Genomic DNA, 26,877 nt, shown 5'->3' on the forward strand with positions numbered 1-26,877 from the left:
CTTTGCCATTTTATTTATAACTTTCTTGGTATTCGTTTAATTTAAATTCGCTCGGATTGAAATCTTTTAGTTTATTGTAATCATATCCTTTAAATCCCTTTAAATGAGAAGATATATTTGAAATTATGACTTTATTTCTTTTTAAATCGACTAAATCTAAGATTATGTCAAGAGTGCCTAATTGCGAATTGTCAGCGTTAAAGCTTTTAAGTTTTAGCATCATCGGAGTAAATCCATTTTGATTTTCATACTCAAATAGATATGAATTAATTAAAACGGAAACTTGCAATAAAATTCAATTAATTGGATTCTCTTCTAAAAATGAATTTTCTAATTGTTGTGGTTCAAATTCTGACATTTTCATACCGTTTCAAATATTTAAATTATCCTTATTTTGAAAAATAAAATAATTTAAAATTTGTTGAAGATTGTTATTAATGAATTCTTCTAACTTCAAAGATGATTTAATTTGCATTTTGTTTTCTGATTCAAATAAATCATATTTTGATAAAGTAAAATCAAATGACTTATTAAAATCAAGATTATTTTGAATATAAAATCCGTTTAATACATGTTTATGTTTACTGAAATCAATTGAATATCATTTAAATTTTTGATTGTCTTTTTCAACAATTAAGGGAGCTACAATTCCTGAATTTTTTAATGGTAGATCATGTAGTGACGAAAAAGTATCCTCTCAATTTACTTTGAAATCATTTGTAATTTGAATGTATTTATTTAAATAATTAAGTAAAACAAACAACCCCTTTATTGAAATTTTTTTTAAAATACTTGAATTTTCAATAATATCTTCAAATGAGGACACCAGTAAAGGGTTACTTTTTAAAGAAAAATCAGCATCTTTGAATTTTTCATTAAATAAAATTTCATTATCAGTTATTTCAAGCTCAAAATTCCGATTTCAAGTTTTTCTACGATTATAATTTTTAAAATCCGGCAAAACAAATTTAATTTGCTCTCAATTTTTGTAGATAGGTCTATTTTCAGAATCCAGTAAGTTAATAGAAACGGTTTGATCATCATGAAAGTTTAAATATGCTTGTGAAAAATTGGGAATATCAAAAGCTTTCAAATAAAAAGTCATCAATTTATTTCAATAATTTTGTTGCTCAATATTTTGTTTAAATGCAATAAATCTTATATCGGTTAAATCTATTAAATTTGGAATTGAATTTTTGAATAAATCTAAATTAACATAAATATCAAATAATGCATATTGCAAATTCGGAATAAATTCTTGAGATTTAAATTTGTTTGCTTTTATTTGTTTTAAATAACTTTTAGAAAATAAAGTTTTAAGCTCTTGAAGATCAATTGTGTTTTTTGAATAAAAATCTTCTATATTTTGATTTACTAGTCCTATTGAAGAATCATTTTTTTGCTTTAGTAAATCAGAATTTTGCTTAGGATTACTGTGAATATCGTCTTGAAAGAAAAACATATTGTTATCTAATAAATAATTTAATTGATTTTTATTAGATGTTCAATCAAAAAGTTCGGTTAAATATTTATTTTCTTTGTTGTTGGTTTGATAACAAGATACCACCATTAAAGGTGTTATGGCAGGCAAACACACACTTATAAATCATTTAAATTTCATATATTCCTTATCGGTAATATTATAGCAACAATTATTTTTCATCTCTTCATAAAAGCATAAAAAAAGATGCTTGAAGCATCACTATATATTAATAATGGTGCGCGAGGAGGGACTCGAACCCTCATGCCGGAGGCACTAGAGCCTAAATCTAGCGTGTCTGCCAATTTCACCACCCGCGCGGTAAAAAATTTATAAAAAAAGGCACTTTATTGCCTGGTGCCGTCTATAGGACTCGAACCTACGACCTACTGATTACAAGTCAGTTGCTCTACCAACTGAGCTAAGACGGCAATGGTGGAGAATAAGGGACTCGAACCCATGACATTCGCCTTGTAAGGGCGACGCTCTCCCAACTGAGCTAATTCTCCATAAATGGCAGTCTGTACGGGGATCGAACCCGTGTATGCATGGATGAAAACCATGTGTGTTAACCGCTTCACCAACAGACCATAATGGCGCCGATTATTGGGATTGAACCAACGACCAACTGGTTAACAGCCAGCTGCTCTACCGCTGAGCTAAATCGGCAAATACATTCAGCTTACTAATTATAACAATAAAATTAGTTTTACAAAATATTTTTAATAATATTTTTTTGGTTCTTGTACAACGCCCGTCGATTTCGTTGCTGTATTATTATAATACAAATTAAAAAAATATCCAAAATTATTTTAAGAAAATTTAAATTTGTAAATATGGCAATAATTCTTAATTATTTTTTTGCTGTTTCTGTTTTGTAAATTTGTATCAAATTATATGTTTTATTATTTTAGACATAGTGTTAAGATATAAATAATATTTTATATTCAAGGAGGTCAAATGACAATTAAAGGTATAGGAGCTTCACAAGGTGTTGCAATTGCAAAAGTGTTTAAAATTGAAGAAATACATTTAAATTACAACAAATCAACAACAAATGCTGAAGCATCATTGAAAAAATACGAACAAGCTAGAATTCGTGTTATTGAAAAAATTCAAAAAGCTAAAGAACTTTCTAAAGATCCAGAACACGCTGGAATTTTCGATGCTCATTTAAATTTTGTAACTGACGAGTATGCGATCACAACTATTAGCGATTTAATAAAAAATGAAAATTATTCTGCTGAATATGCCGTTGAAACTTTTTACAATCAATTTGCTGAAATGCTTTCTGGTTTAGATGAATATATGAGAGAAAGAGTTGCTGATGTTTATGATGTTTCTAAAAAATTAATTTATGCAATTGCAGGAATTGAAGAACACGATTTAACTTCTATTAATGAAGAAGTTATTATTGTCGCTGAAGATTTATCTCCTTCTCAGACTGTTCAATTAAATAAACAATTTGTTAAAGGTTTCATTACTAATATCGGAGGGACAACCTCACATACCGCAATTATGGCTCGTAGTTTAGGAATTCCTTCTGTTGTAGGAACAAACGTTATCATGGATAAGGTTCAAAATAACGATTTAGTTGCTTTAGATGGAAGCAAAGGGATTGTGGTAGTTTCACCTACTGAAGAAGAAATTCAACAATTTAAAGAAGCAAAAGTAAAATATGAAGAATATCTTGAAAGATTGTCTAAATTAAAAGGACAACCTTCAGTGAGTGTTGATGGACATCATATTGAAATTGCGGCTAATATTGGTACACCAAAAGATTTAGAGTCAGTTTTAAACAACGATGCTGAAGGTATTGGACTTTTTAGATCTGAATTTTTATATATGGATAATGAAAATTGACCAACTGAAGAAGAACAATTTGAAGCTTATAAAAAAGTTGTTCAAGGGATGAATGGAAAAAGAGTTGTAATTAGAACTCTTGATATTGGTGGAGACAAAACCTTAAAATACTTTAAATTCCCAACTGAAATGAACCCATTTTTGGGATATAGAGCAATTAGATTTTGTTTGCAAAATCCAGAAATTTTTAAAACTCAACTTAGAGCTTTAATTAGAGCAAGTGAATATGGTAAAGTTGCTATTATGTTCCCAATGATTACTAATGTTCAAGAATTTTTAGATGCTAAACAAATGTATTATCAAGCTTATGATGAAGTTTATGCAACTAACAAAAATATTGCATCAAAAGATCAAATAGAAGTTGGATTAATGATGGAAACACCAGCTGCTGCAGTTTTATCAGATCAATTCTGTAAATACGCTGATTTTGTGTCAATTGGTACAAATGACTTAATTCAATATTCAATGGCAGCTGATAGAATGAATGAAAATATTTCATATCTTTACCAACCACTTAACCCTTCAATTTTAAGATTGATCAAAATGGTTATTGATGGAGCCCACAAACATAATAAGTGAGCTGGTATGTGTGGAGAAATGGCCGGTGACTCAAGAGCATTGCCTTTATTGCTTGGACTTGGTCTTGATGAATTTTCAATGTCTGCTTCAAGTGTGCTTCAAAGTAGAGAATTAGCAAGAACTTTAAGTTATGAACAAATGCAAAAAGTAGCTCTTAAAGCTATTGAATTAGATACTCAAGAAGAGGTTTTAGAATTATTAAACCAATCATTACAAAAATAGGCAAGTCCTATTTTTTGTTTTATAATTTCAATAATGAAAACATCCTTTACTAAAATAATTAAACAAGAAATAGTTAATGTTAAAAAACCAAAGGAAATTGATTCTTTTTTGAGTGGTTTTTTATTAACTGCTGTTGATTTTGACACCGACGAAGAGTTTGTGAATTTTGAATTAAAAAATCCAGTTTTTAGAAATGAAGTTCTAAGAATGTTTAAACGCTTAAAACTTGATTATTTTTCAGAAGGTGAAAGTAAAAGTAAATTCAAAATTCACGTTTTTGAAGCTTTTCCTAATGGAATTGACGATATAGCAGATTTAATTATAGAAAATGATCTAACTAAATTATTTGCTGGATTTTTCTTTGGAGGAGGAACGATTTCAAACATCGAATCCAAATCATATTTTTTAGATCTAACAGCTAAAAACAAATTTGTGTTAGACATTGTTCAAGAACTTCTTAACAGTTATGAGTTTGGATTCAAGTACAAATTCAAAAATAATAAACACACTTTATATATTCGAAGTATAGATAAGATTATTGAGTTTTTATCTGCTATTGAAGCTAAAAAAGCTTACTTTGAATTTTTAGATTTAAAGATTAAAAGAGATATGCAAAACATGGTTAATCGAATAAATAATTTAGATTATGCGAATATGAAAAAAGTAGCCACCTCTTCTATTAATTATGTTGAGTTAATCAATTATGTTTATAAACACAATTTAGAATCTAATTTTAGTGAAAATGAATTGGTTTTTCATCGTTTAAGACTAGAAAATCCCGGATTATCTCTTAGTAATTTAGTTCATATTTTAGAAAATGAACATAATATTTACATAACCAAAGCCGGATTGAATCATTGAAATAGAAAACTTAAAAAAATCGTTGAATTACATCTTGGAAATGACAAAAAACAATAAAAAAAGCCCTTAATTTATCTTTGTTTAAAAAATAGTTTTTTAGTATAATAAAAGAAACAATTTATAGCTTTAATGAGGAAATTATGAATGAAAAATTAAAAAAATATGAAAGTGCTTATGATTTTCATAAAAAGAAAAAAGTAGAAAATCCAGTTCTTCAAAAATACACAAGATGAGAATTAATTAAAAAACTTAAATATGTAAATCCTTATTTTGTTGAAGAAGCAGAGCAAGAACAAGAAACTGTACAAGAGAAGAAAAAATTAAGCAGAGTTTGATGAATTATTTTAATCATAATTGTTATCATTTTACTTATTTTACTTGCAATTTTAATTGCTTACTTAGCAGATTTCTTCATTTATAAAGATACCGATCTTGATGGATTATTATTAACAAAAGCTCAAAGATATCACGGAGTTCTTTGAAGACACTTCTAATAATTTTCAAAGCAGAATTTTCTGCTTTTTTATTTTGCAAAAAGCATCAAAAAAATCAGCTGATCAGGCTGATTTTAATTATTATGCTAAACCTTTATTTTTTAATGTTTTAATAGTTTTAGCTGAAACTCTAAGTGTTTGTTTACGTCCGTCGATAACAACTTTAATTTTTTGTAAGTTCACGTTGAATTTACGTTTTGAAGCGTTCATTGCGTGTGAACGTGTGTTACCTGACAAAGGACCTTTACCGGTTAAAGCGTCTCTTCTTGCCATAAATATTCCTTTCTAATTAGCTAATTATGTAAATAAATAAGTAAAATTATTATACTAAAAAAACATAAAAACGAAATATTTTTTATTAGCCCCAAATAAGGAATGGTTTAATTAGTTTTTTGTGCAAAAAGACCGGCTTTAAAATTGTTTTGCTATAATTAAAAAATAATAATACTTATTAAATTTCATTAAATAATATTTTTTAAGGAGACTGATGCATCAAGTTAATATATTTGCTCTTGGTGGGCAAGACGAAAACGGAAAAAACTGTTATATTTTTGAACACAACAATGATATTTTTATTATCAACGCTGGTGTAAAAGTACCGATTAACTCAAGTAATGGGGTTGATGCTTTAATTCCGGATTTTTCATATTTAGAAAAATATAAAAAGAGAATTAAAGGAATTTTTATTACTGACATTAAAAACGAAAGTTTTAGTGCTTTACCATGATTGGTTATGAAAATTCCTGGTATTAAAATTTATACTAGTGCGTTTAATAAAATTTTAATTATTGACCGTTTACAAAAATACAAAATTGACGAAAAAGATTACAAAATTGAAGTTATTAATAACGAAATTTCTTTTGAAAATTTAAAAGTTAAACCTATTAAATTGGCTGGTAGCATTCCGGAATCTTTGGGGTATAACTTTGAAACTTCCTCTGGAAGCTATTTATTTATGTTTAACTTTGTTGAAGGAAATTTAGGACTATATGGAAATTTAAACTTTCAAGATTTAGCTTCGCAACTACAAAACACCCAAGTGAACGCTCTTGTTTGCGACGCTGGTAAAAGCAACGCTAAAGGAAGAGCTATTGACAAGTTAGATTTACCAATATTTATTAAGGATGTATTTTACAAAGCAAGCGATGATGAAAGAATTATTATTGGTGCTTACGACGAAGATATGGTTCAATTACAGCAAATTTTAAATTTGGCCATTGAAACAAAAAGACCACTATGTGCATATGGTAAAACTTATGGACAATTAATTTATTTAATTAGCAAAATATCAAAAGACTATCCTCTTCCACAAATGTTTGATTACCGCCAAATTAGCAAATACAAAAATGCAATTGTGCTTGTAACAGGATCACTTGAAAGATTGTTTTTAAGATTTGTTCGTATTACTGGTAAACGTGATGTTTATTTAAAATTAAAAAATACCGATAATGTAATTATGATGGCTCACCCAGTTAATGGTTTGGAGTCTTTTGCGGCTGCAACAATGGATGAAATTGCAAAAATTACTTCAAAAATTTATGATATTAGTGAAAGTCAGTTTTATAAACACAATCCAACTAAAGAAGATATTGCTAATTTAGTTGAGGCTTTAAAACCAAAATATTTAATTCCAGCCCAAGGTCTTTATCGTTACTTAGTAGATGCGGCTAATTACATAAATGATGATGCCGATTTATCAAAACACACTAAAACCTTAATGCTATTAAACGGAAAGATAGCGCATTTTGTTGATGATCGTTTATTTAGTCAAAACGGGAAAATCAACGAGGTAGGAGATACCATTATTGATGGTTTTGGAATTGGAGATATTTCTTCAGAAGTAATTGCCGAAAGAGAATCTCTAGGTAGAGAGGGAGTAGTTATTATCAACTTACTTTATTCAGCAAAACAAAAAAGAATTGTTAGTGAACTTTTTATTGATTACATTGGAGTAATTGATGAAAATGATAAACCAGAAATAGATGCATTAATAAAATCGGTGTTAATTAATGTTTTAGAAACCAAAGAGTTTACTTCAATGAAAGATCTTAATGAAAAAGTAAGAAAAACTATTCGTAAGAAAATTTATAAACTAACTGAAAAAGACCCTATGGTTGTCTTAGGAATTAACAACATTTAATTATGAGCAAACAAAAATTATCTAAACATAAAATTCATTCACTTTTAAATTTATCTTGAATTGAAACCAATCCTAATGACGTAGTGTTTATTAACTCTCTAAAACGGAAAATTTTACTTATTGTATTGCCGATAACATCGGCGATTTTACTTTTGTTTACTTTAATAACATTAATTGCTAATAACTCGCATTTAAATGTATTTTATAAATACACATTCAATATTACTCTGGGTAATTTGGTATTTATTTTGCCATTGTTTTTAATGCTTTGATGGGCATTGTTGCTAGTTGAAAAAAAATGATACAATCATTCTTTTAGTTGGTTTGACAAAACCATCAAATTTTCATATGAGAATTTCAAAAAACAACTGCTAAAAGTTTTATTTTATGCTTTCGTAGTCATTGTATTAATTGATCATATTAGCTTATATTTTGCTAATGATATTTATCAAAGTTTTGAATTTCAATTTAGCAATACCAAAAATCTTTTCAATGGTGGTTTTTGAAAAAACACTGCTCTAAATGAATATTCAGAATTTAACTTCAAACATGTAGGTTTTATCATTGAGCCTCTTTTTAATTTATTGTATTTGCTTGGATTTTCTTCTCTTTTTCCTATTATTGCTTGTATTGTTTTAATTGTGATTTTCGCTTTAGATGTTTATTATGTTAATATCATAAAAAGACCTTTGGTTAAATTAACAAAATTATCACTACCTGAATTTATTCAAAAGGTTAAAAATCAAGAACAATGCGTTGTTTATGGTCAATCATTAAAAAAATATCTTGACTTTCTATTTGCAAGTGCTAGAGCTTTAAAAATAACTTACCAAAGTCTTTCAATAAGTAATTTAGAAAAATTAATTTTTAAATCACTAGAAAATACTCAGAATGCATCTAAAATAATTACTCAAATAAATAAAGAGTCACAAATAAATAAAAATCATTTAAAAGAGGAAAATAAATTCACTCAAGAACCTCAAGTTACTCAAGAAAACTCTCAAAATTTAAAACTAAATCACCAAAACAACATAAAATCAGTTTTTGATACAGCAGAATTTAGTTATTCTGATACTAAAATAAAAGTTCCTCAAGAAAACAATCTTGCTTCTTCACAAGTTGAGTATAATTTAGAAGAAAAAACAAAAAGTAGAAAATTTAGCGAAAAAAGTCATGAAATTGATGATTTTTCGCCAATTTGAGAGGATAAATAATGAAAAAAATGCTTTGAAAAGATGCTGAAGAACTAATTTATCAAAACAGCAAAAATAATTTGATTTTTTTAGCTTTTACTGTTAATTGATGTGGTGATTGCAAAATGATGGCTCCTTTAATTAATCGTTTAGCCGCTAAATATGAAGATAATAAAAAAATTACTTTCATTGAAGTAGATGCTGAAGAAGCTAATTTATTAAGAGACCCAGATACCAAATGAAAAGTTCTAAAAGTCCCAACATTCATTTTACTTCAAGGAACTACCATTACCGAAAAAGGCTATGAGTACATTCCAGAAGAGATTTTAGTGGAGTGAATAGAAAAAAGATTATCAGTTGTTCAATAAGAGCAACTTTTCTTTTTTTCTATTATATATAAGAGCCGATTTTAAATAAAATTTGCCTGATACGCAAAAAAGCGGGGTATTTTCAAAAATGGTGAGTTTTTTGTTTTGATTTTTTATTTTTCTCTTTATAATTTAAAAGCAACTATAACTATGATCTATAAGGTTGTCAATGTATCAACGTTGTCAAGGATGCATTGAGTTTTTATAGGGAGTTAAGTTCAATAAAAAGAACAAAGGAGACAACATGAGTAAATTAAACATCAAGGTTAAGGGATTTGACCACGCTCTTGTTGATGATGCTGCTAAAAAAATCTATCAAACAGCAAAATCAGTAAATGCAAAAGTTAGTGGACCAATTCCTCTTCCTACAAAAAGAGATGAAATTACCATCTTAAGATCAGTTCACGTTAACAAAAAATCTCGTGAACAATTCGAAAGTAGAACACACCAAAGACTTGTTGTAGTTTCAGGTGCTACTGAAGAATTTACAGACAAATTAAACAGACTCGAACTTCCATATGGAGTTGCAGTTCAAGTTAAAGTTTCAAAATAAATCAAAACTATTTTAAGGAGAAAACATGAAAGGAATCTTAGGCCGTAAAGTTGGAATGACCCAGATTTACACTGACCAAGGAAAATCAATTCCAGTTACTGTAATCGAAGTTCAACCAAATGTTGTATCAAAAGTCTTAACACAAGATAAAGACGGTTACGTTGCAACACAACTTGCTACAGTTGAAAAGAAAGCTTCACGTGTTAACAAACCTGATGCTGGACAATTCAAAAAAGCCGATACAACACCTAAGCGCTACGTAAAAGAAGTTCGTAACATGTCAGGATACGAACTTGGACAAACAGTTACAGCTGACATTTTCAAAGCTGGGGAACTTGTAGACATTACAGGAACTTCAAAAGGAAAAGGGTTTGCTGGAACCATTAAAAGACACAACCAACACATTGGACCTAAATCACACGGTGGAGGTGGAGGTAGTCAACCAGTTAGACAAACAGGATCTCTTGGGGATATTTCAGGAAACCGTGTTTACAAAGGTATGACAATGCCAGGGCACCTAGGTAATGTTAAAACAACTGTTCAAAACTTAGAAGTTGTTAAAGTTGATGTTAAAAACAATTTATTGTTAATTAAAGGTTCAATTCCAGGACCTAAAAAATCACTTGTTGTTGTTAAAGAAGCTGTTAAAGGACTTCCAAGTAAAGAAGCAACAGTTCTTGTTGATGTTAAAGAAGTTGTTCTTATGAACGAACTTGTTGAAAAAGCTAAAAAATACCACATTGAAGTTACAGTTGGTATGCATTCAAGCGAACTTGCACAATTAATTGCTGATGCTGAAGCAAAAGAAGAAGGAGATAAATAATTATGGCTCAAGTAAAATCAACAGCTAAAAAAGCTTCTTCAAACAAAGTTGCAGTAGCAAAAGACTCTCAAGTACAAAAAGTACAATTTGAAGCTAAATTACCAGCAAACTTATTTGCAAGCGAAAAAATTTATGAACAAGCTATTTTCGACACAATTCTTTCAGATAGAGCATCAAGAAGACAAGGAACACACCAAGTTAAAAACCGTGCTGAAGTTTCAGGTTCAGGTAAAAAACCTTGAAGACAAAAAGGAACTGGTAGAGCACGTCACAGCTCAATGCGTTCACCAATTTGAGTAGGTGGAGGTAGAGCTTTTGGACCTCAATCAGAGAAAAATTATTCACTTAAAGTTAACAAAAAAGTTAGATACAATGCATTTGTTTCTGCGCTTACACTTTTAGCTCAAGACAAAGCGGTTCTTGTAGATGACTTAAAATTAGAAGCTATTTCTACTAAAGCATTAAATGAGAAACTTGCTCAATTAAATGTAAACAACTTAAAACGTGTTCTTGTTGTAACAGAAGATGTTGTTGTTTATAAATCAGCTAAAAACTTACCAAATGTTCAAACTTCAAAAGCTAACTCACTTAGTGTTGAAGAACTTGTTGGTGCAGATGTTATGATTCTTTCACAAGAAAGTTTATCTATTTTAGAAGGGAAGGCTAAATAATGGAATTAACAAAAGTTATTAAAGCTCCTGTTTTAACTGAAAAAACATATCAACAAATGGCAAATGGAGTTTATACATTTAGAGTTGATTATCACGCAAACAAATTTCAAATTGCAAACGCAGTTGAACAAATTTTCCAAGTTAAAGTAGAAAAAGTAAACACAATTAAAGTGGATAAAAAACCTAAAAACGTTGGACGTTTCCACGGATTTACAAACAGATACAAAAAAGCTATGGTGACCCTAGTAGCTGGTCAAGAAATTAACTTCTTCCCTAATGAAGATGTTAAAAATGATAAAGACCAAGCTTCAAAAGAAGAAAAAAGAACAATGGCTTCAGATGTTGAAAAACGTGTTGCTGCAAAACTTGCATCAAAAAAACAAACAGCTACAAAATCAGCAACATCAACTGCTAAAGTATCAACACACAGAAAAGTTGGTGGTGGAGAATAATTCTCTTTATCAATTTAATATAAATTACAAAATAATTAATATAAGCGGAAATATGCTTGCTTAAAAGAAAGATCCGCAACTATTTTTAAGCAAAGGAGAAATGACATGGCTATTAAAAAACACAAGCCAACTACCAATGGTAGAAGAAACATGTCTTCTCTTGATTTTAAACAAAATTTATCTGGACACGCTCCTGAAAAATCACTTCTTGTGATTTTAAAAAATAATGCAGGACGTAACAACCAAGGTAAAATCACTGTTAGACATCACGGAGGACGTGTAAAAAGATTCTACAGATTAGTAGACTTTAAACGTAATAAAGACAATATTCCAGCTGTTGTTAAAACAATTGAATATGATCCAAACAGATCAGCAAACATTTGTTTACTTGCATATGCAGATGGAGAAAAAAGATACATTATTGCTCCTAAAGGAATTAAATTAGGACAAAAAGTTATTTCAGGAGAAAAAGTGGATATCGTTGTTGGAAACGCACTTCCACTTGCAAATATTCCTGAAGGTACATTCGTACACAATGTTGAAATGCAACCTGGTGGAGGAGCTGTTATTGCTCGTTCAGCTGGAACTTCAGCACAAATTCTTGGTAAAGATGACGATGGTAAATATGTTGTTTTAAGATTAAAATCTGGAGAAACACGTCGTATTTTAGCTCGTTGTCGTGCAACAATTGGTTTTGTTGGAAATGAAGAACACTTACTTGTTAATGTTGGTAAAGCCGGAATTAATAGACACAAAGGAATCAGACCTACAGTTCGTGGTTCAGTTATGAACCCTGTAGACCACCCACATGGAGGGGGAGAAGGTAAACAACCAGTTGGACGTAAAGCTCCTCTTACACCATGAGGTAAAAAAGCTCTTGGAGTTAAAACAAGAAAAACTAAAAAATCTTCAAATAAACTTATTTTAAGAAGAAGAAAGGATGCTAAATAATGGCACGTAGTCTTAAAAAAGGTCCATTCGCAGATGAGCACTTACTTAAAAAAGTAGATGCAATTCTTGAAGGTAAAGCACCTAAAAAACCAATCAAAACTTGATCAAGACGTTCAACTATTTTCCCAAGTTTTGTTGGTTTAACATTTGCAGTTCACAACGGTAAAGTATTTAATGAAGTTTATGTAACAGATGACATGGTTGGTCACAAACTTGGAGAATTCTCTCCAACAAGAACCTTCTCAGGTCATGGTGCAGATAAAGGTAAGAAAAAATAATGCAACAAGCTAAAGCACACGTTAAATTACAAAGAGTTAGCGTTTCAAAAGCTAAACTTGTAGCAAATCTTTTCCGTGGAAAAGATGTTAAAGTAGCTCTTGCTATCTTACACAACACAAGCAAAAAATCTGCTCCAATCTTCCTAAAATTACTTAACTCAGCAATTGCAAACGCTACAAACAACCATGGAATGGATGCATCTAAATTATTCGTTAAAGAAGTTTATGTAAATGAAGGTCCAACACTTAAAAGATTCCAACCAAGAAGCCAAGGTAGAGCATATTCTATCTTTAAACGTACATCAAACTTATCAATTACATTAGAGGAGAGAAACTAATGGGACAAAAGGTTAATCCAAATGGATTCCGTTACGGAGTTACAAAATCACACAATTCAACATGATTTGCTGATAAAGCAGACTTTGGAAACCGTCTTGTTGAAGATGCTAAAATCTATAAATTCTTTGATAAATATGTACGTGAATATCAACTTGGAAAAGTAAATGTTCAAAGAAACCAAAAAAATAAAGTAAATGTTGTGCTTCACACAGCTAAACCTGCTGTTATGTTAGGAACAGAAGGTAAAAACATCCAAGAATTAACTTTAAAACTTAAAAAAGCACTTGCAAATAAAAACCTTGATGTTAATTTACAAGTTGTAGAACTTAAAAATCCAGATCTTAACGCAAGATTACTTGCTGAAATGATCGCGCAAAAATTAGAAAACCGTGAAAGCTTCCGTTCAGCTCAAAAAATTGCTATCAGAAGCGCAATGCGTAATGGAGCAAAAGGAATTAAAACTGCTGTTTCAGGACGTCTAAACGGTGTTGATATGGCTCGTACTGAAGGATATTCAGAAGGAGAAATGAAACTTCATACTCTTAGACAAAATGTTGATTACGCTACCGCAACAGCTAGAACAACTTACGGTGCTATCGGAGTTAAAGTTTGAGTATCATTAGGTGAAATTTTGGAAGGAGAAAATAAATAATGCTTCAACCAAAAAGAACAAAATACAGAAAACCTTTTTTAGTTAAACACGACAAACGTAAAGCTACAAAAGGAAACACAGTAGCATTTGGAGAATTTGGTCTTCAAGCTGTTACAAGTGCATGAGTTGATGCTCGTCAAATCGAATCAGCTCGTATTGCTGCTACAAGAAGCATGGGACGTGAAGGGGATGTTATTATTCGTATCTTCCCACATTTCTCAAAAACTTCTAAACCTATTGGAGTACGTATGGGATCAGGGAAAGGTGCTCCAGAAAAATGATACACAGCTGTTAAAGTAAACACTGTTATGTTTGAAGTTGCAGGAGTTTCTGAAGAAGTTGCTCGTGAAGCTTTAAGACTTGCTGGTCACAAATTACCTGTTAAATGAAGAATTATTACAAGAAACCAAGAAGGGAATAACTAATGCTATACAAAGATTTATTAAACAAATCAGTTGAAGAACTTCAAGCTTTAGCTAGAGATCTTAAAGCTGAACTTTGAACAATTAGATTCCAAAACACAACAGGTTCTCTTGATCAAACACACAAGATTGATGCTATCAAAAAAGATATCGCTAGAGTGCTTACTGCACTTAATGCTAAAGGAGCTAAATAATTATGCAAAGAAACACAAGAAAAACTTTAGTTGGTACAGTTGTTTCAGCTCACAAAACACCTAAAACAATTATTGTTGCTGTTGACACATACAAAAAACACCCATTATACGCTAAACGTTTTAAATCAACCAAACGTTTTGCTGTACATGATGAAAATGAAGTTGCTAACTTAAACGACTCAGTAGTAATTATGGAAACTCGTCCACTTTCAAAAACCAAACACTTTAGACTTGTTTCAGTTAAACAAGTTGCAAATGAAGGAGACAAATAATGTTATTGGAACTTTCAAAAGCAAACGTTGCTGATAACTCAGGAGCCAAAGAAATCGGTGTTATCCGTGTTTTAGGTGGTTCAAAGAAAAAAGTGGCAAAAATTGGTGATGTAGTAGTATGTTCAGTTAAAAAAGCAATTCCAAATGGTGGAGTTAAACAAGGTCAAGTTGTAAAGGCAGTTATTGTTCGTTCACGTTATGGTATTTCAAGAGAAAACGGATCATACATTCGTTTTGACGATAACGCTGTAGTACTTTTAAAAGAAGATGGAACACCAAGAGGAACACGTGTTTTCGGGCCAGTTGCTCGTGAAATTCGTGAAAAATATCCTAAAATCGTTTCTCTTGCACCTGAAGTTTTATAATAAGGAGTTTTTATGAAAGTAAAATTCAAGAAAAATGATGAAGTTATTGTAATTGCAGGTAAAGAAAAAGGAAAAACAGGAACCATCTTAAGAGTACTTCATGACAAAAACGCAGTTATTGTTAAAGACTTAAATATCGTAACCAAACACAACAAACCTTCACAACAAAACCAAGATGGTACTATCACAACTAAAGAAGCTCCAATTCACGCTTCAAACGTAGCATATCTTGTTAAAAAAGAAACAAAAGATAAACCAGCAGAATATTCAAAACTTGGATACAAAGTTGACAAAAACGGTAAAAAAGTAAGAGTAGTAAGAAAAACTAAGAAGGAAATTTAATTATGTTAAAGAATGTTTATTTAGAAAAAGCAGTTCCTGCACTTAAAGAAAAATTTAATTACTCTTCATCAATGCAAGTTCCAAGAATTGAAAAAGTCGTTCTTAACATGACAGCCGGAAAAGAAGTTTCAAACTCAAAAGCAATTGAAGAAGTTTTAAATGAACTTACATTAATTGCAGGTCAAAAGCCATTTCAAACTAGAGCTAAGAAATCAAACGCTTCATGAAAACTTCGTGAAGGAATGCCTATGGGAGGTAAAGTAACTCTTCGTAGAGACAGAATGTGAGAATTCTTAGACAAACTTATTAATGTAGCAATGCCACGTATTCGTGATTTCCGTGGTGCTAATCCTAAAGCATTTGATGGAAGAGGAACATTTGCTCTTGGTATTAAAGAGGAAATTATCTTCCCAGAAATTGAATTTGACAAAATTCGTCGTATTAAAGGACTTGATGTCATTGTTGTAACAACCGCAAAAACTGATAAAGAAGCTAAAGCCTTACTTGAATTAATTGGTGTTCCATTTGAGAAAAAAGGAGATAAATAATGGCAAGAAAAGCACTTATTGAAAAAGCTAAACGTCACCCTAAATTCTCAACTCGTGCATACACACGTTGTGAGTTATGTGGACGTCCACATGCGGTTTTAAGAAAATATAAAATATGTCGTATCTGTTTTAGAAACCTTGCACACGAAGGTAAAATTCCAGGTATCAAGAAAGCGAGCTGATAATTATGTTTATTACAGATCCTATTTCAGATTTAATTGTTCGTATTAAAAATGCGAATGCAAGAAAACACAAAACCGTAGAAATTCCTTTCTCAAATAAAAAAGAAGCAATCGTTAAATTAATTCAAGAAGAAGGTTATGTTTCATCTTATTCAGTTGAAGGTGAAGGAATCAACAAAAAACTTGTTGTTGCTCTTAAATACAAAGGTTCACAATCAGCAATTATCGGAATTAAAAGAGTTTCAAAACCTGGGCTTAAGGTTTATGTAAAATCTTCAGAAATTCCTACCATTTTATCAGGATACGGAACAGTTATTATTTCAACTTCAAAAGGATTAATGACTGGTAAAGAAGCTAAGAAAGAAAATGTTGGTGGCGAAGTCGTTGCCTACATTTGATAGGAGATTGTTATGTCACGTGTTGGAAATCGTATTTTAACAATTCCTGCTGGAACTACTGTTACCGTTGAAGGAACCAAAGTTACTGTTTCAGGTAAATTAGGAACTCTTTCAAGAGAATTTAGTTCAAAAATCGCCGTGTCTGTAGAAGATGGGAAAGTAACCACAGTTAGAGCAAACGAAGAAAAAACAACTAAACAATTACACGGAACAACTAACGCTCATATTGCAAATATGATCACAGGTGTTTCACAAGGTTTCAAAAAAGAATTAGAAATTAAAGGGGTTGGGTACAAAGCTGTTTTAAAAGGAAGCGAATTAGTAATTTCAGCTGGATACAGTCACGATGTTACTTTAGCTGTTCCTTCAGATGTTACCGTTACATTAGCTAAACCTACTGAAGTGGCAATTTCAGGAATTGACAAACAAAGTGTTGGTTCATTTGCTGCTATTGTTAGAGCTGTGAGAAAACCAAGTGTTTACTCAGGTAAAGGTATTTCATACAAAGGCGAAAAACTTAGACGTAAAGAAGGGAAAACATCTTCTAAATAATTTAGAAGGTAGGTGAAAATTATGGCAAAATTATCAAGAAATGATGCTAGAAAAGTTAAACACGTTCGTATTCGTCAAAGTGTTAGCGGTACAGCACAAAAACCTCGTTTAAGCGTATTTAAGTCACACCAAAACTTTTACGCTCAACTTATTGATGATTCAAAAGGAGTTACACTTGCTAGTGTTTCAACACTTAAAGATTCAACATACGGTGGTAATGTAAAAGCTGCCGCAGAACTTGGAGCTAAAATGGGAGATGCAATTGTTGCTCTTGGAGTAAAAGAACTTGTATTTGATCGTTCAGGTTACATTTACCACGGAAGAGTAAAAGCTTTTGCTGATGCTGTTAGAGAAAAAGGAGTTAAATTCTAATGGAAAATCAAAAAGAACAAAAACAAGTAGCAGGGACAAAAGAAGTTAAAGCTGTTCGTCCAAGAAGTGAAAAGGCTGCACTTCCTGTAGAAGAAAGAAGAAACTTCAGAAACCCTAAAGCTAAAACTGACAAACGTCCTAACAGAGAAGATCGTCCAAGAAGAGCAAGAGGATTTGACCAACAAGTTTCTGAATATTCAGAAAAAGTTGTTCACATTGCTAGAGTTACTAAAGTTGTTAAAGGTGGAAGAAGATTCAGTTTTAGTGCATTTGTAGTTGTAGGGAACAAAAAAGGAAGTGTCGGATTTGGACACGGTAAAGCAAATGAAGTTCCTGATGCAATTAAAAAAGCTATTAAAGATGCACAAAACAACTTAATTGATGTACCTCTTGTAAATGGAACTGTTCCTCACGAAATTCAAGCTAAATTCCTTGCTTCTAGAGTTATGTTAAAACCAGCTCCTAAAGGGAAAGGACTTATTGCTTCAGGAACTGTTCGTGCTGTAACTGAACTTGCAGGATACACTGACATTGTTACAAAAACATACGGTTCACGTTCAAAAGCAAACACTGTTAAAGCAACATTAAAAGCTCTTTCTCAACTTAGAACTGTTGAACAAATTGCAGAAATTAGAAATAAAGACGTAAAGGATTTAATTTAATCATATGGCAATTACATTACATACATTAAAAGCAACCGAAGGTTCACGTAAAGACAAACACCGTAAAGGTCGTGGACATGCTGCTGGTAAAGGAAAACAAGCTGGTAAAGGACAATCTGGACAAAACAAACGTAAAGGACACAGATTAGGATTTGAAGGGGGTCAAACTCCTTGATTCCGTAGAATCGGAAAACGTGGATTTACCAATGTAAATCACCTTGAATTCCAAGTAGTAAATCTTAAAGACCTTGAAGCAAGATATGAAAATGGTCAAGAAGTAACAATTGAATCATTATTTGCAAACAACCTTGTAAAAAGAACCCTTCCTATTAAAGTTTTAGGAAATGGAACCTTAACTAAAAAATTAGTTGTTAGAGTTCACAGAGTATCAGAATCTGCTAGAAAAGCTATTGAAGCTGCTGGCGGAGAAGTTCAAGACTTATAATTCAATTTCTAATACAGCTCCGGCTGTATTTTTTTATACAATTGAAGTACACTATATTTTAAGACTAGTATATCCATTAATTTCACAGAACAGATTAATGATAATGTTTCCTTGTTTTACTATACATCATATATATATATATATAAGATTATGAATTACAATTTATTTGATATAAACAATAAAATATTAGGAGAACAAATGAAAAGTAAAAAAATCATCATGTCTTTAGGGACAATTACTGCTTCATCTTTAGGTTTAATTGCTGTTTCATGCGGTAAACAAACTACTGAACAAAAACAACAAAGCTTTCTTGCTAACAATGATGTAAATCTTTCAAGAGCAAAACTAAAAGCTTACTTTAAAACTTATTTTGAATTAACTGTTGAATTAAAAGATAAACCTCAAGAACTCGCTAAAGTAATGAAACACTTTGCTGATTACAGTGTTGCTTTATTAGGAACAATTGGACAAAACCCTTCGAGATCTTCAGATATTGTATATGCCTTTAAATCTATTGATGAAGTAGCAAATGTTGATGCAAGTATTAAAGAAAGTGTTCAAAACGCAATAAAACTTGCAGAAGCATCAAATAGAAATTAATTAAAAGAATAAGATTTATTTTTCCTTTAGATCCAATTCGTATCACAACACGGTTCTTCAAAAGAAGAATCGTTTTTTTAATGTTTATTCTTGTATTTTGAAAATTGATTTTAGTAAAAAACTCAAATATTTTATTTAGTTGTAATAAGGCATTTTGCTTTTAAGTATATCTATTATTGCTATTGGATTAAGTAGTAAGATAATTTTATTTTTTATTTTCAAAAAACTCCAAGACATTAAGAAATAATTAAGAGTAAAATATATATGATAATAAAATTGCATAGGAGAAAAATGAAAAGCAAAAAATTTATCATGTCTTTAGGGACAATTACTGCTTCATCTTTAGGTTTAATTGCTGTTTCATGCGGTAAACAAACTACTGAACAAAAACAACAAAGCTTTCTTGCTAACAATGATGTAAATCTTTCAAGAGAAAAACTAAAAGCTTACTTTAAAACTTATTTTGAATTAACTGTTGAATTAAAAGATAAACCTCAAGAACTTGAAAAAGTAATGGCGCACTTTGCAGAATACGAAATTTCCTTAGGAAATTCGTATATGACAAACCCTTCAAGGGTATCAGATTTAATATATGCTCTTAAGTCTGTTGAAGAAGTACCCAATGTTGATGAAAACATAAAAACAAGTGTTCAACAATTGATTAAACTTACCGAAATACCAAAACTAAGCTAATTCCAAATCATTAGAACAAGGACAAGATTATTCTTGTCTTTTTTTATGAAAAAACACCTCAACAATGTTAAGGTGTTTTGATCATTTGTTATTTATCCTTGTTTTTTTGTTTAGTGTAAACGTAAATTTTTTCTGCTAATTCTTCTTTTGTTAGCTTGTCATATCCATAAATTCCAAGAATTTGAGCCATTTTGTGAAGCTGCGAATTTTTAAGTTGTAATAATTTGTTAATTTGTTGTTCTTTTTCCAATTCTTGTGGAGTTTTGCTTTGAGTTGTATTTGCTTGAGAATTGTCGGTTGCTTGTTTTGAATTTTCATAGAAAGTTTGAGGATTCATACCAGTGAAAGGATATCCAAATGGTGAACCTGACTCGGATTGTTGATTCATTTTCGAAAATTCTTCAAAGAACTTTTGTGAAGCTTCAACTCTGAATGCTCTAGCAAAAGCGCCTTTAATAACGAATAAATGTCAAGAAACAAAAATAACTGTAATTAAACTAAATAATAACATTGCAATCATTAGAGCAAAAATCGGAACGAATGGCACTTCAGTTACAATTTTTCCTAAAACAGCTAATCTAGTCATTCAACTAAAAGAAATTATTGAACTAACTCCAATAGCGATATTACTGGTTGAAAGTCTCATTAAATTATTTTCTTTATAGCTTAAATAAACTGAACGAGCAAAAAAGATATTTGTTGCCAATAAAAATGCAGTTGGTCATATATTACTTCAAAATAATTCTTGTCAGGCTTTATTTGAGGCTGCCTGAAGGTTTTCTTTAATACCATTGGCGACCAAAATTTGTGAGAATTGATCAATTATTTGGGTTCTGTAAACAATTGATAAAATGTTAATAGTAGCTGAGACTAAAAACAAAATAAAAATAGCAATTCCGTTTAAAATAATAAATTTTCTGAATTTAGATTCTTTAGCTCAAAGCTCAGAAATGGAATTTATATTTCTAAAACTACGATCGTATATTCCGAACATTTTACTCCTTAATAAATAGTTGACTATAATCATAATCAGCTACATCAAACTCTTTGGGTGGTTGAGCAAACAACACGATTTTTTCTTGTGTTATTGGATGCACAAATGATAACTTATAAGCATGCAACCTTTGATTGAAATCATCGACCTTTTTCCCATAAACCGGGTCACCATACACTGGATTTTTAATATAAGCTAAGTGAACTCTAATTTGATGAGTTCTTCCAGTTTCTAATGTGCATTTTACTAATGTTTTAGGTAAACCATCAACGTAAAAAGTATTTAACATTTCAACATGAGTGATTGCGTGTTTTGAATTATTATTAGTCACACACATCATTTGACGATTTTTGACATCCCGACCAATAGGGAGGTCTAATTTTAATTTTTTATCTTCAAGTACACCATCAACAATGGCTACATATTCTCTAGAAATATCATGGGTTTTAAAATTGTCAGATAATAATTTGTGAATTTCATTGTTTTTAGCAATAATTAACAATCCACTAGTGTCTTTGTCAATTCTATGCACAATTCCAGGCCTTAAAAGACCGTTTTCATTAGATAAATTGTTTTTAAAATGGTACAGTAAACCATTTACTAATGTTTGATCTAAGTGACCAGGCGCTGGATGAACAATTAACCCAGAGGGTTTATTAATTACAAATAAGTGTTCATCTTCATAGATGATATCAATATCCATTTGTTGAGGCTCAAGCTTGATTTCTTTATCTAATAGCTTAACTATTTTAATATCTTGCCCTTCACGAACAATGTATTTAGGCTTAATTACGTTGTTCCCATTCACATAAACTGCTCTTTGTTCAATTAGTTGCTTTATATCATTACGTGAAATCTCAGTATGAGTGCTAATGTATTTGTCAATTCTTTCTTTATATGTTACTTTTAGTTCTATCATGTTATGCTAATTATACCGATTTTGCAAAATAAAAAAGAAAATTTAGCAAAATAATAAAGACTTTGCTAAATTTAAGAATGTTAAATTTTAAACGAGTTTTAAGGCAAATTTAACTATTTTTTATACTAAAAAAATAAGGGAAAGTGCTTTAGTTTTGATTAAAAAAATTTAACTTTATGCGGGCGTTAAAATGTTATTAATTTATAATTAAACTATCAAGAAAATGAACATAAGGGAGTGTAAGGTGAATTCAAAAGACAGAAAAAATATTCTTAAAAATATTGAGGTATGAAAAAATAGATTACTTGACTTAAGTATGAAAAGTCAATCTATTAATTACCGTAAAACCAAATCTCAAACTGTGGAAATTATTAACCCAAACATTGAGGTGTTTTTAAACAGATTATATGGACTTAAAAACCTTCAATTTGCTAGTTTATTTGGTAATGTAGCTGATGATTTTGAAGTAGAAGTTCAACCAAAAAGAGTTAAAGGTAAAAGGGTTTCTTTTGGGATTGAACTTGAACAAAAAGATAAATATTTCAAAAGCGAAATCACACCTTTAATTAATGCTTTTACAAAAAAATATAAAGGAAACTACTTGTTTTCAAATTTATATGATGCAGTCCAAAATCGTAATCTTTCTAACTTAATGAAAAAGTCTAATCTTTTTAAAGAAGAAAACGGTATTAACGTTTTATATTTTGCTGTTGGTTTTTTAGAATGATATGAAAATGCAGAATCAGAAGATAAACACGTTGCAACTATTTTGTTTATTCCGGTTGAGTTATCTAAAGACGCTTACAACGCACCTTATAAAATTAATTTTTTAGATGATGAATTTTTACTTAATGAATCATTTATTCAAAAATTAATTAACGATTACAACGTTGATTTAAACTTTAAATTTGAAAATGATAAATCAAATTACGATCTTTACAAAGATTATAAAAATTTCATTAACACACAAATTTCAAAAGTAAACGACAAACGTTGAAAAGTTATTGATGAAATTGATTTAGGAATTTTCTCATTCTCAAGAATTAACATGGTTAAAGATCTTGAAGAAAATACAGAAAAAGTAATTAACAATCAGTTTGTTCAATTAATCTCTGGAGTTGAAAGTCCAGTAGAAAACATTAAATTTACCGATGCTGATATTGATGATGTTGTTAATCCTGCTGAATACTTCCATACCTATAATGCTGACTCTTCTCAAGAAATTGCCATCCAAGCAGCTGTTGATGGTAAAAGTTTTGTGTTGCAAGGTCCTCCAGGAACAGGGAAATCACAAACAATTACCAACATTATTACTGAATTAATTGCCAGAGGTAAAAAAGTGTTGTTTGTAGCCGAAAAACAAGCTGCTTTAGAAGTGGTATATAACAACTTAAAGAGAATCGGTTTAAATGATTTTGTTTTACCAATTCACAACACCAAGTTGGATAAAAAAGTTGTTTTACACGAACTAGCTTCTACACTTGAAAAAGGACAAAACAGCATTTCTATTGAAGACAATTTCCATAAAGATGCCATTAATAAATTTACAATTTCACACCAAGAACTTCTTAATTATCCTCAAGGTTTACAAAATATTTTCCAACCAATTAATAAATCAATTTATCAACTTTATGGAGCATTTTTAAAATATGCTAAACATCCAGAGATTATGTTTGATATTCAAAACGTCGAAGAAGTTTCTGAACAAGAATTGCTCAAAAGAAGAAAATTGATTGATTCATTCCATAATGCTTTAAATATTAACGATTTTGATATTTCCAAAAATGATTGATATGGTTTAGTTTATGAAGAAATGTCATTAGAAAAAAGAGAAAAAACCGTTGCAAACTTAATGAAGTTGCAACAAAAAATGCATGAAGCTCTTAATTTTGCTAATGATTATCCTTTCTTAAAAATAAAACAAGATATTTTCTTAAAAAGCGCAACCATCTATAAACAAGTGCTTGATCATTTGACTGTTATTCCTTCAATTAATTCGACCATTATTGATAACCCTAACATTGAAATTGATGCAGTGCATTACAAAACATTAGTGGAAATTAGAGGAGAAATTGAACAATTAAAAGGCAAAATCAAAAATAAATATAACCTTAAAGTTGTGGACTTAAATGTAGAAGAGTATAAAAATGACTTAACTCAACTTAACAGCGCTTTTAAAAGAGGAGTATCTCCACTTTATAAAAAGATCAAAAACAAAGTATCTTTATACAAAATTACAGCTGAGAAACTTACTTACGAAGAATTATTGAATTTATTTAATGTAATTAGCGAAATTCAAGAAAAAGAAAAAGAATTTGACAGTGTTGGTAAACTTGTTAGCTATAGAGTGCCACTTAATGAATTTTCATTCTTAAAAAATACTCATTTATACATTGATTGATTTAACACTTTTAAACAATTAACTTATTATTTAGATTGAGATAAAAATTATATTTATCACTTACTTTCATTTGCATTACTTCAAAAAGACAAAGCTAAAGAATTAGCGCAACAATATGGTGCTATTTTTGAAAAAATGCAAAAATATTTAAGCATTCTTAAAAGCGATTTTGACAATGAATTATTTAACGCTGATTTATATACTTTCGCAGAGTTAGATAATCGCTTAACTCGGGCAATTGCAAACAATGAACACTTAACTACAATGCTTGAGTTTAATCGTGTGTATAAATTGATGAAAGAAAACAATCTCCAAGAATACGCTAACGCTTTAATTGAACGTAATATTAAGCAAGATTATTTTGGAATTTACTTAAGAAGATTTTACTTATTATTAATTGAAAAATACCAAAGTGAATTATTCCCTGACTTTAATGGTGAAGTTATGGACTCAATTAGAAAGACTTTTGCTGAATCGGATGCTATTATTCAATCTATGGCAAAAACTAAAGTGGAAATGTCAATTATTGAAAAAATCCCTAACTACAACAGTATTGAAGGACTTAACTCAGAAGTTTCTATTTTAAGAACAGAAGCTAATAAATCAAGAAAAATCATGCCATTTAGATTACTGTTTGACAAAATTCCAACATTAATCACTAAATTAAAACCTTGTTTAATGATGTCGCCTTTATCTGTATCATCATTGCTTAAAAATTCAAACCTAGAATTTGATGTTGTTATTTTCGATGAGGCTTCACAGGTACGTCCTGAAAATGCTATTGGAGCTTTATCAAGAGCAAATCAATTTATTATCGCCGGTGATAAAGAACAACTTCCTCCAACTGACTTCTTTGCTCATTTTGATGAGGATGATAGCATTGAAGATAATGCTTGAGATACAACAGCATTTGACTCTATTTTAGAAGTGGCTAATATTGTGCTACCAACTATTAAATTAAAATGACACTACAGAAGTAAATTCGATGAACTTATTCAACCTTCAAACAAAGAAATTTACAATGATTTAGTTACCTTCCCAGCCTCAAAAATTCCTGCTAAATTTGAAGGGGTATCTCACGAATATGTTAAAGGTCAATTTATTGATTCAGTTAACCAAGTTGAAGCTGACAAAGTAGTTGAACTTGTTGTTGAAATCATCCGTAAATATGGTACTAGAAGAACAATTGGTGTTGTAACATTTAACACTCAACAACGTGATTTAATTGAAAGAAAAATTAATTTACTCAGACGTAAGACAACAGAATTTGAACATTTCTTTAATGCTTATGAAATTGAAAAATTCTTTGTTAAAAACATAGAAACTGTTCAAGGAGACGAAAGAGATATTATCATCTTATCAGTTGGATATGGTCCAAACGCTAAAGGAATTATGTCAATGAACTTTGGACCACTTAACCAACAAAATGGGTACAGACGTTTAAATGTTGCTGTAACTCGTGCTAAAACAGCTGTAATTGTGGTTTCTTCATTTAATGAATCTGATATTGATTTATCTAGAACTAACGCTCGGGGAGTTAAATTCTTGAAAAATTACATCGCTTATGCATCTAATCCAGGCAAATTCAGACTTGAAGCCCCACAATATGTATCTGAATTTGAATCTCCATTTGAAGATGATGTGTACAATGAGTTAAAAGCTCTTGGATACAACGTTCACAAACGTATTGGTTCTTCAGGATATAAAATTGATTTAGCCATTATGCATCCTAAAAAGCCAGGACATTACATTTTAGGTATTGAGTGTGATGGTTCTGTATATAAAACTTCTAAATCAACTCGTGACCGTGATATTTTACGCCAAAGAGTTCTTGAAGGAAGAAACTGAAGTATTTATCGTTTATGATCTGCAGATTGATACAAAAACAAAACCAAACAAATCCAAAAACTTACTCAATTCATCGATCATATTATCATTAACAAAATCGAACTTAAATCAACACTACAAAATGCTGATCCACTAAAAATTGATATTCCAGTCGAAGTGCAAGAAAAACAAATTGAAAAAGTCGTTTTTGATGCCTATCCAAATTATGAAGCTCTTTACCGTCGGATTCAATCAAGTTCTCCAATTAATGAAAGTGCATTTATTTGAGCAATTATTAGTGAACTTAGTCCAATACATTATGACGAATTGAAAAAATTTGTACCTCGTATTTTCAACCGTAAAACATTCACCAATCTTCTTAAACAAGAGTTTGATGATATTTTGACTAACTTATCACAAAAAGATTTTATTGATTTTGAAGGTGATTTCATTGTGGCTCGTGATCAAATAATTGAATTTAGAGAACATACAAAAGATTCAACCAAACGTGATTTTGGAAGAATCCATCAAAAAGAAGCTGAATACTTTATTGAAACATTTATTGCTAAAACTAAAACATTAAGCGTTAATGATGCTATGTTGACATTTAGTAATTATTGTGGATTCAACAGCATTACTCCAATTTCAAGTGATTTGATTTTAAAAGCAATTGACTCACTTGTAAATAAAGATTTAATTTATGTAGATCAAGATGTTATTTATTTAAAATCAGCTCAACAACAATAGTAATTCAACAGGTATAATGCCTG

At 30.3% G+C, this 26,877-nt stretch carries 31 protein-coding genes, 5 tRNA genes and 2 pseudogenes; 29 read left to right on the top strand and 9 right to left on the bottom strand.

The features are described 5' to 3' along the window. Positions 1-10: 10 nt before the first annotated feature. The 6 genes from EXC45_RS03010 to EXC45_RS03035 all read right to left on the bottom strand — a co-directional run bounded on the left by EXC45_RS03010 (position 11) and on the right by EXC45_RS03035 (position 2,149). Entirely contained in the window at positions 11-1,621 is a 1,611-nt protein-coding gene (locus EXC45_RS03010) for an MAG3240 family lipoprotein (protein WP_036434406.1), read from the bottom strand. A gap of 95 nt (positions 1,622-1,716) precedes the next feature. Next, a tRNA-Leu gene (locus tag EXC45_RS03015) sits at positions 1,717-1,800 on the bottom strand. Between the two features lie 35 nt (positions 1,801-1,835). Further along, a tRNA-Thr gene (locus EXC45_RS03020) sits at positions 1,836-1,911 on the bottom strand. 2 nt (positions 1,912-1,913) lie between these two features. Next, positions 1,914-1,989 (bottom strand) — tRNA-Val (locus EXC45_RS03025). 5 nt (positions 1,990-1,994) lie between these two features. Continuing rightward, positions 1,995-2,070: transfer RNA gene (locus EXC45_RS03030), tRNA-Glu, on the bottom strand. A gap of 4 nt (positions 2,071-2,074) precedes the next feature. Beyond that, positions 2,075-2,149 (bottom strand) — tRNA-Asn (locus tag EXC45_RS03035). 291 nt (positions 2,150-2,440) lie between these two features. On the opposite strand from EXC45_RS03035, the gene ptsP reads away from it, so the two are divergent. The 3 genes from ptsP (at position 2,441) to EXC45_RS03050 (ending at position 5,499) form a co-directional block, all read left to right on the top strand. Continuing rightward, on the top strand, positions 2,441-4,144 hold the full coding sequence (gene ptsP, locus EXC45_RS03040) for a phosphoenolpyruvate--protein phosphotransferase (protein ID WP_036434405.1): 1,704 nt from the start codon (positions 2,441-2,443) through the stop codon (positions 4,142-4,144). A 33-nt stretch (positions 4,145-4,177) separates the two neighbouring features. After that, positions 4,178-5,062 carry a DNA-binding protein WhiA gene (whiA, locus tag EXC45_RS03045; protein WP_036434403.1) on the top strand — a complete coding sequence of 295 codons (885 nt, stop codon included), beginning with the start codon at positions 4,178-4,180 and terminating at the stop codon, positions 5,060-5,062. Positions 5,063-5,145: 83 nt separating this feature from the next. Next, positions 5,146-5,499 carry a hypothetical protein gene (locus tag EXC45_RS03050; protein WP_129693793.1) on the top strand — a complete coding sequence of 118 codons (354 nt, stop codon included), beginning with the start codon at positions 5,146-5,148 and terminating at the stop codon, positions 5,497-5,499. Positions 5,500-5,580: 81 nt separating this feature from the next. Here the strand turns inward: EXC45_RS03050 and rpmB are convergent, their stop codons facing one another. Continuing rightward, the gene (gene rpmB, locus EXC45_RS03055; protein ID WP_036434399.1) at positions 5,581-5,772 is read right to left on the bottom strand and encodes a 50S ribosomal protein L28; all 192 of its coding nucleotides are present in this window, start codon (positions 5,770-5,772) and stop codon (positions 5,581-5,583) included. 214 nt (positions 5,773-5,986) lie between these two features. Between rpmB and EXC45_RS03060 the strand changes: the two genes are divergently transcribed. From EXC45_RS03060 to EXC45_RS03180, 25 genes and pseudogenes are all read left to right on the top strand, one after another. Further along, positions 5,987-7,639 carry a ribonuclease J gene (locus EXC45_RS03060; protein WP_129693794.1) on the top strand — a complete coding sequence of 551 codons (1,653 nt, stop codon included), beginning with the start codon at positions 5,987-5,989 and terminating at the stop codon, positions 7,637-7,639. Positions 7,640-7,641: 2 nt separating this feature from the next. After that, positions 7,642-8,853: a hypothetical protein gene (locus EXC45_RS03065; RefSeq protein WP_036434394.1), complete on the top strand. Its 1,212-nt coding sequence runs from the start codon at positions 7,642-7,644 to the stop codon at positions 8,851-8,853. Continuing rightward, on the top strand, positions 8,853-9,200 hold the full coding sequence (locus tag EXC45_RS03070) for a thioredoxin family protein (RefSeq protein WP_318024081.1): 348 nt from the start codon (positions 8,853-8,855) through the stop codon (positions 9,198-9,200). The genes EXC45_RS03065 and EXC45_RS03070 overlap by 1 nt, the downstream gene beginning before the upstream one ends. A 244-nt stretch (positions 9,201-9,444) precedes the next feature. Further along, positions 9,445-9,753: a 30S ribosomal protein S10 gene (gene rpsJ, locus EXC45_RS03075; protein ID WP_036434391.1), complete on the top strand. Its 309-nt coding sequence runs from the start codon at positions 9,445-9,447 to the stop codon at positions 9,751-9,753. Between the two features lie 25 nt (positions 9,754-9,778). Then, positions 9,779-10,576, top strand: a complete 798-nt coding sequence (rplC, locus tag EXC45_RS03080) for a 50S ribosomal protein L3 (RefSeq protein ID WP_036434389.1) — start codon at positions 9,779-9,781, stop codon at positions 10,574-10,576. A 14-nt stretch (positions 10,577-10,590) separates the two neighbouring features. Beyond that, positions 10,591-11,247: pseudogene (gene rplD / locus EXC45_RS03085) on the top strand (50S ribosomal protein L4); the annotation flags it as partial. Then, complete coding sequence (gene rplW / locus EXC45_RS03090; protein WP_036434385.1) at positions 11,247-11,699, top strand: 50S ribosomal protein L23; 453 nt, start codon at positions 11,247-11,249, stop codon at positions 11,697-11,699. The pseudogene rplD and the gene rplW, both read left to right, overlap by 1 nt. A gap of 105 nt (positions 11,700-11,804) precedes the next feature. After that, complete coding sequence (gene rplB / locus EXC45_RS03095) at positions 11,805-12,650, top strand: 50S ribosomal protein L2 (protein WP_036434383.1); 846 nt, start codon at positions 11,805-11,807, stop codon at positions 12,648-12,650. Then, positions 12,650-12,928, top strand: a complete 279-nt coding sequence (gene rpsS, locus EXC45_RS03100) for a 30S ribosomal protein S19 (protein WP_036434380.1) — start codon at positions 12,650-12,652, stop codon at positions 12,926-12,928. Before rplB ends, rpsS begins: the two co-directional genes overlap by 1 nt. Further along, positions 12,928-13,266 (top strand): 50S ribosomal protein L22, encoded by a 339-nt coding sequence (gene rplV / locus EXC45_RS03105; RefSeq protein ID WP_036434377.1) that lies wholly within the window; start codon positions 12,928-12,930, stop codon positions 13,264-13,266. The genes rpsS and rplV overlap by 1 nt, the downstream gene beginning before the upstream one ends. Then, positions 13,266-13,965 (top strand): annotated as a pseudogene (gene rpsC / locus EXC45_RS03110) (30S ribosomal protein S3). Before rplV ends, rpsC begins: the two are co-directional and overlap by 1 nt. Next, positions 13,919-14,344: a 50S ribosomal protein L16 gene (rplP, locus tag EXC45_RS03115; RefSeq protein ID WP_036434373.1), complete on the top strand. Its 426-nt coding sequence runs from the start codon at positions 13,919-13,921 to the stop codon at positions 14,342-14,344. The pseudogene rpsC and the gene rplP overlap by 47 nt, the downstream one beginning before the upstream one ends. After that, on the top strand, positions 14,344-14,535 hold the full coding sequence (gene rpmC / locus EXC45_RS03120) for a 50S ribosomal protein L29 (protein WP_036434371.1): 192 nt from the start codon (positions 14,344-14,346) through the stop codon (positions 14,533-14,535). Before rplP ends, rpmC begins: the two co-directional genes overlap by 1 nt. A gap of 2 nt (positions 14,536-14,537) precedes the next feature. Beyond that, positions 14,538-14,807 carry a 30S ribosomal protein S17 gene (gene rpsQ, locus EXC45_RS03125; RefSeq protein WP_051616953.1) on the top strand — a complete coding sequence of 90 codons (270 nt, stop codon included), beginning with the start codon at positions 14,538-14,540 and terminating at the stop codon, positions 14,805-14,807. Next, positions 14,807-15,172 (top strand): 50S ribosomal protein L14, encoded by a 366-nt coding sequence (gene rplN / locus EXC45_RS03130; RefSeq protein WP_036434366.1) that lies wholly within the window; start codon positions 14,807-14,809, stop codon positions 15,170-15,172. The genes rpsQ and rplN overlap by 1 nt, the downstream gene beginning before the upstream one ends. Before the next feature lie 12 nt (positions 15,173-15,184). Beyond that, positions 15,185-15,514, top strand: a complete 330-nt coding sequence (gene rplX / locus EXC45_RS03135; protein WP_036434364.1) for a 50S ribosomal protein L24 — start codon at positions 15,185-15,187, stop codon at positions 15,512-15,514. 2 nt (positions 15,515-15,516) lie between these two features. After that, a complete protein-coding gene (gene rplE, locus EXC45_RS03140) occupies positions 15,517-16,062 on the top strand; it encodes a 50S ribosomal protein L5 (RefSeq protein WP_036434362.1) in 546 nt (181 codons plus the stop codon). Next, complete coding sequence (locus tag EXC45_RS03145) at positions 16,062-16,247, top strand: type Z 30S ribosomal protein S14 (RefSeq protein ID WP_036434361.1); 186 nt, start codon at positions 16,062-16,064, stop codon at positions 16,245-16,247. The genes rplE and EXC45_RS03145 overlap by 1 nt, the downstream gene beginning before the upstream one ends. A 2-nt stretch (positions 16,248-16,249) precedes the next feature. Next, positions 16,250-16,645: a 30S ribosomal protein S8 gene (gene rpsH / locus EXC45_RS03150; protein WP_036434359.1), complete on the top strand. Its 396-nt coding sequence runs from the start codon at positions 16,250-16,252 to the stop codon at positions 16,643-16,645. A gap of 9 nt (positions 16,646-16,654) precedes the next feature. Further along, positions 16,655-17,194: a 50S ribosomal protein L6 gene (rplF, locus tag EXC45_RS03155; RefSeq protein ID WP_036434356.1), complete on the top strand. Its 540-nt coding sequence runs from the start codon at positions 16,655-16,657 to the stop codon at positions 17,192-17,194. Positions 17,195-17,215: 21 nt separating this feature from the next. After that, positions 17,216-17,566, top strand: a complete 351-nt coding sequence (gene rplR / locus EXC45_RS03160; protein WP_036434354.1) for a 50S ribosomal protein L18 — start codon at positions 17,216-17,218, stop codon at positions 17,564-17,566. Next, positions 17,566-18,228, top strand: coding sequence for a 30S ribosomal protein S5 (gene rpsE, locus EXC45_RS03165; RefSeq protein ID WP_036434352.1), 663 nt, complete (start codon positions 17,566-17,568; stop codon positions 18,226-18,228). Before rplR ends, rpsE begins: the two co-directional genes overlap by 1 nt. Positions 18,229-18,232: 4 nt before the next feature. Further along, positions 18,233-18,673, top strand: a complete 441-nt coding sequence (gene rplO, locus EXC45_RS03170) for a 50S ribosomal protein L15 (protein ID WP_084272203.1) — start codon at positions 18,233-18,235, stop codon at positions 18,671-18,673. 198 nt (positions 18,674-18,871) lie between these two features. Then, positions 18,872-19,273: a variable surface lipoprotein gene (locus EXC45_RS03175; RefSeq protein ID WP_129693795.1), complete on the top strand. Its 402-nt coding sequence runs from the start codon at positions 18,872-18,874 to the stop codon at positions 19,271-19,273. 291 nt (positions 19,274-19,564) lie between these two features. Then, positions 19,565-19,966 (top strand): variable surface lipoprotein, encoded by a 402-nt coding sequence (locus tag EXC45_RS03180; protein WP_036434348.1) that lies wholly within the window; start codon positions 19,565-19,567, stop codon positions 19,964-19,966. 88 nt (positions 19,967-20,054) lie between these two features. Here the strand turns inward: EXC45_RS03180 and EXC45_RS03185 are convergent, their stop codons facing one another. Beyond that, positions 20,055-20,960: a hypothetical protein gene (locus tag EXC45_RS03185; protein WP_036434346.1), complete on the bottom strand. Its 906-nt coding sequence runs from the start codon at positions 20,958-20,960 to the stop codon at positions 20,055-20,057. Position 20,961: 1 nt separating this feature from the next. Beyond that, positions 20,962-21,879 (bottom strand): RluA family pseudouridine synthase, encoded by a 918-nt coding sequence (locus EXC45_RS03190; RefSeq protein ID WP_036434344.1) that lies wholly within the window; start codon positions 21,877-21,879, stop codon positions 20,962-20,964. Positions 21,880-22,123: 244 nt separating this feature from the next. On the opposite strand from EXC45_RS03190, the gene EXC45_RS03195 reads away from it, so the two are divergent. After that, positions 22,124-26,854 carry a DUF4011 domain-containing protein gene (locus tag EXC45_RS03195; RefSeq protein WP_036434341.1) on the top strand — a complete coding sequence of 1,577 codons (4,731 nt, stop codon included), beginning with the start codon at positions 22,124-22,126 and terminating at the stop codon, positions 26,852-26,854. Positions 26,855-26,877 lie beyond the last annotated feature (23 nt).

The sequence above is a fragment of the Mycoplasmopsis columboralis genome (assembly GCF_900660675.1).
Lineage (GTDB): Bacteria > Bacillota_I > Bacilli_A > Mycoplasmatales > Metamycoplasmataceae > Mycoplasmopsis > Mycoplasmopsis columboralis.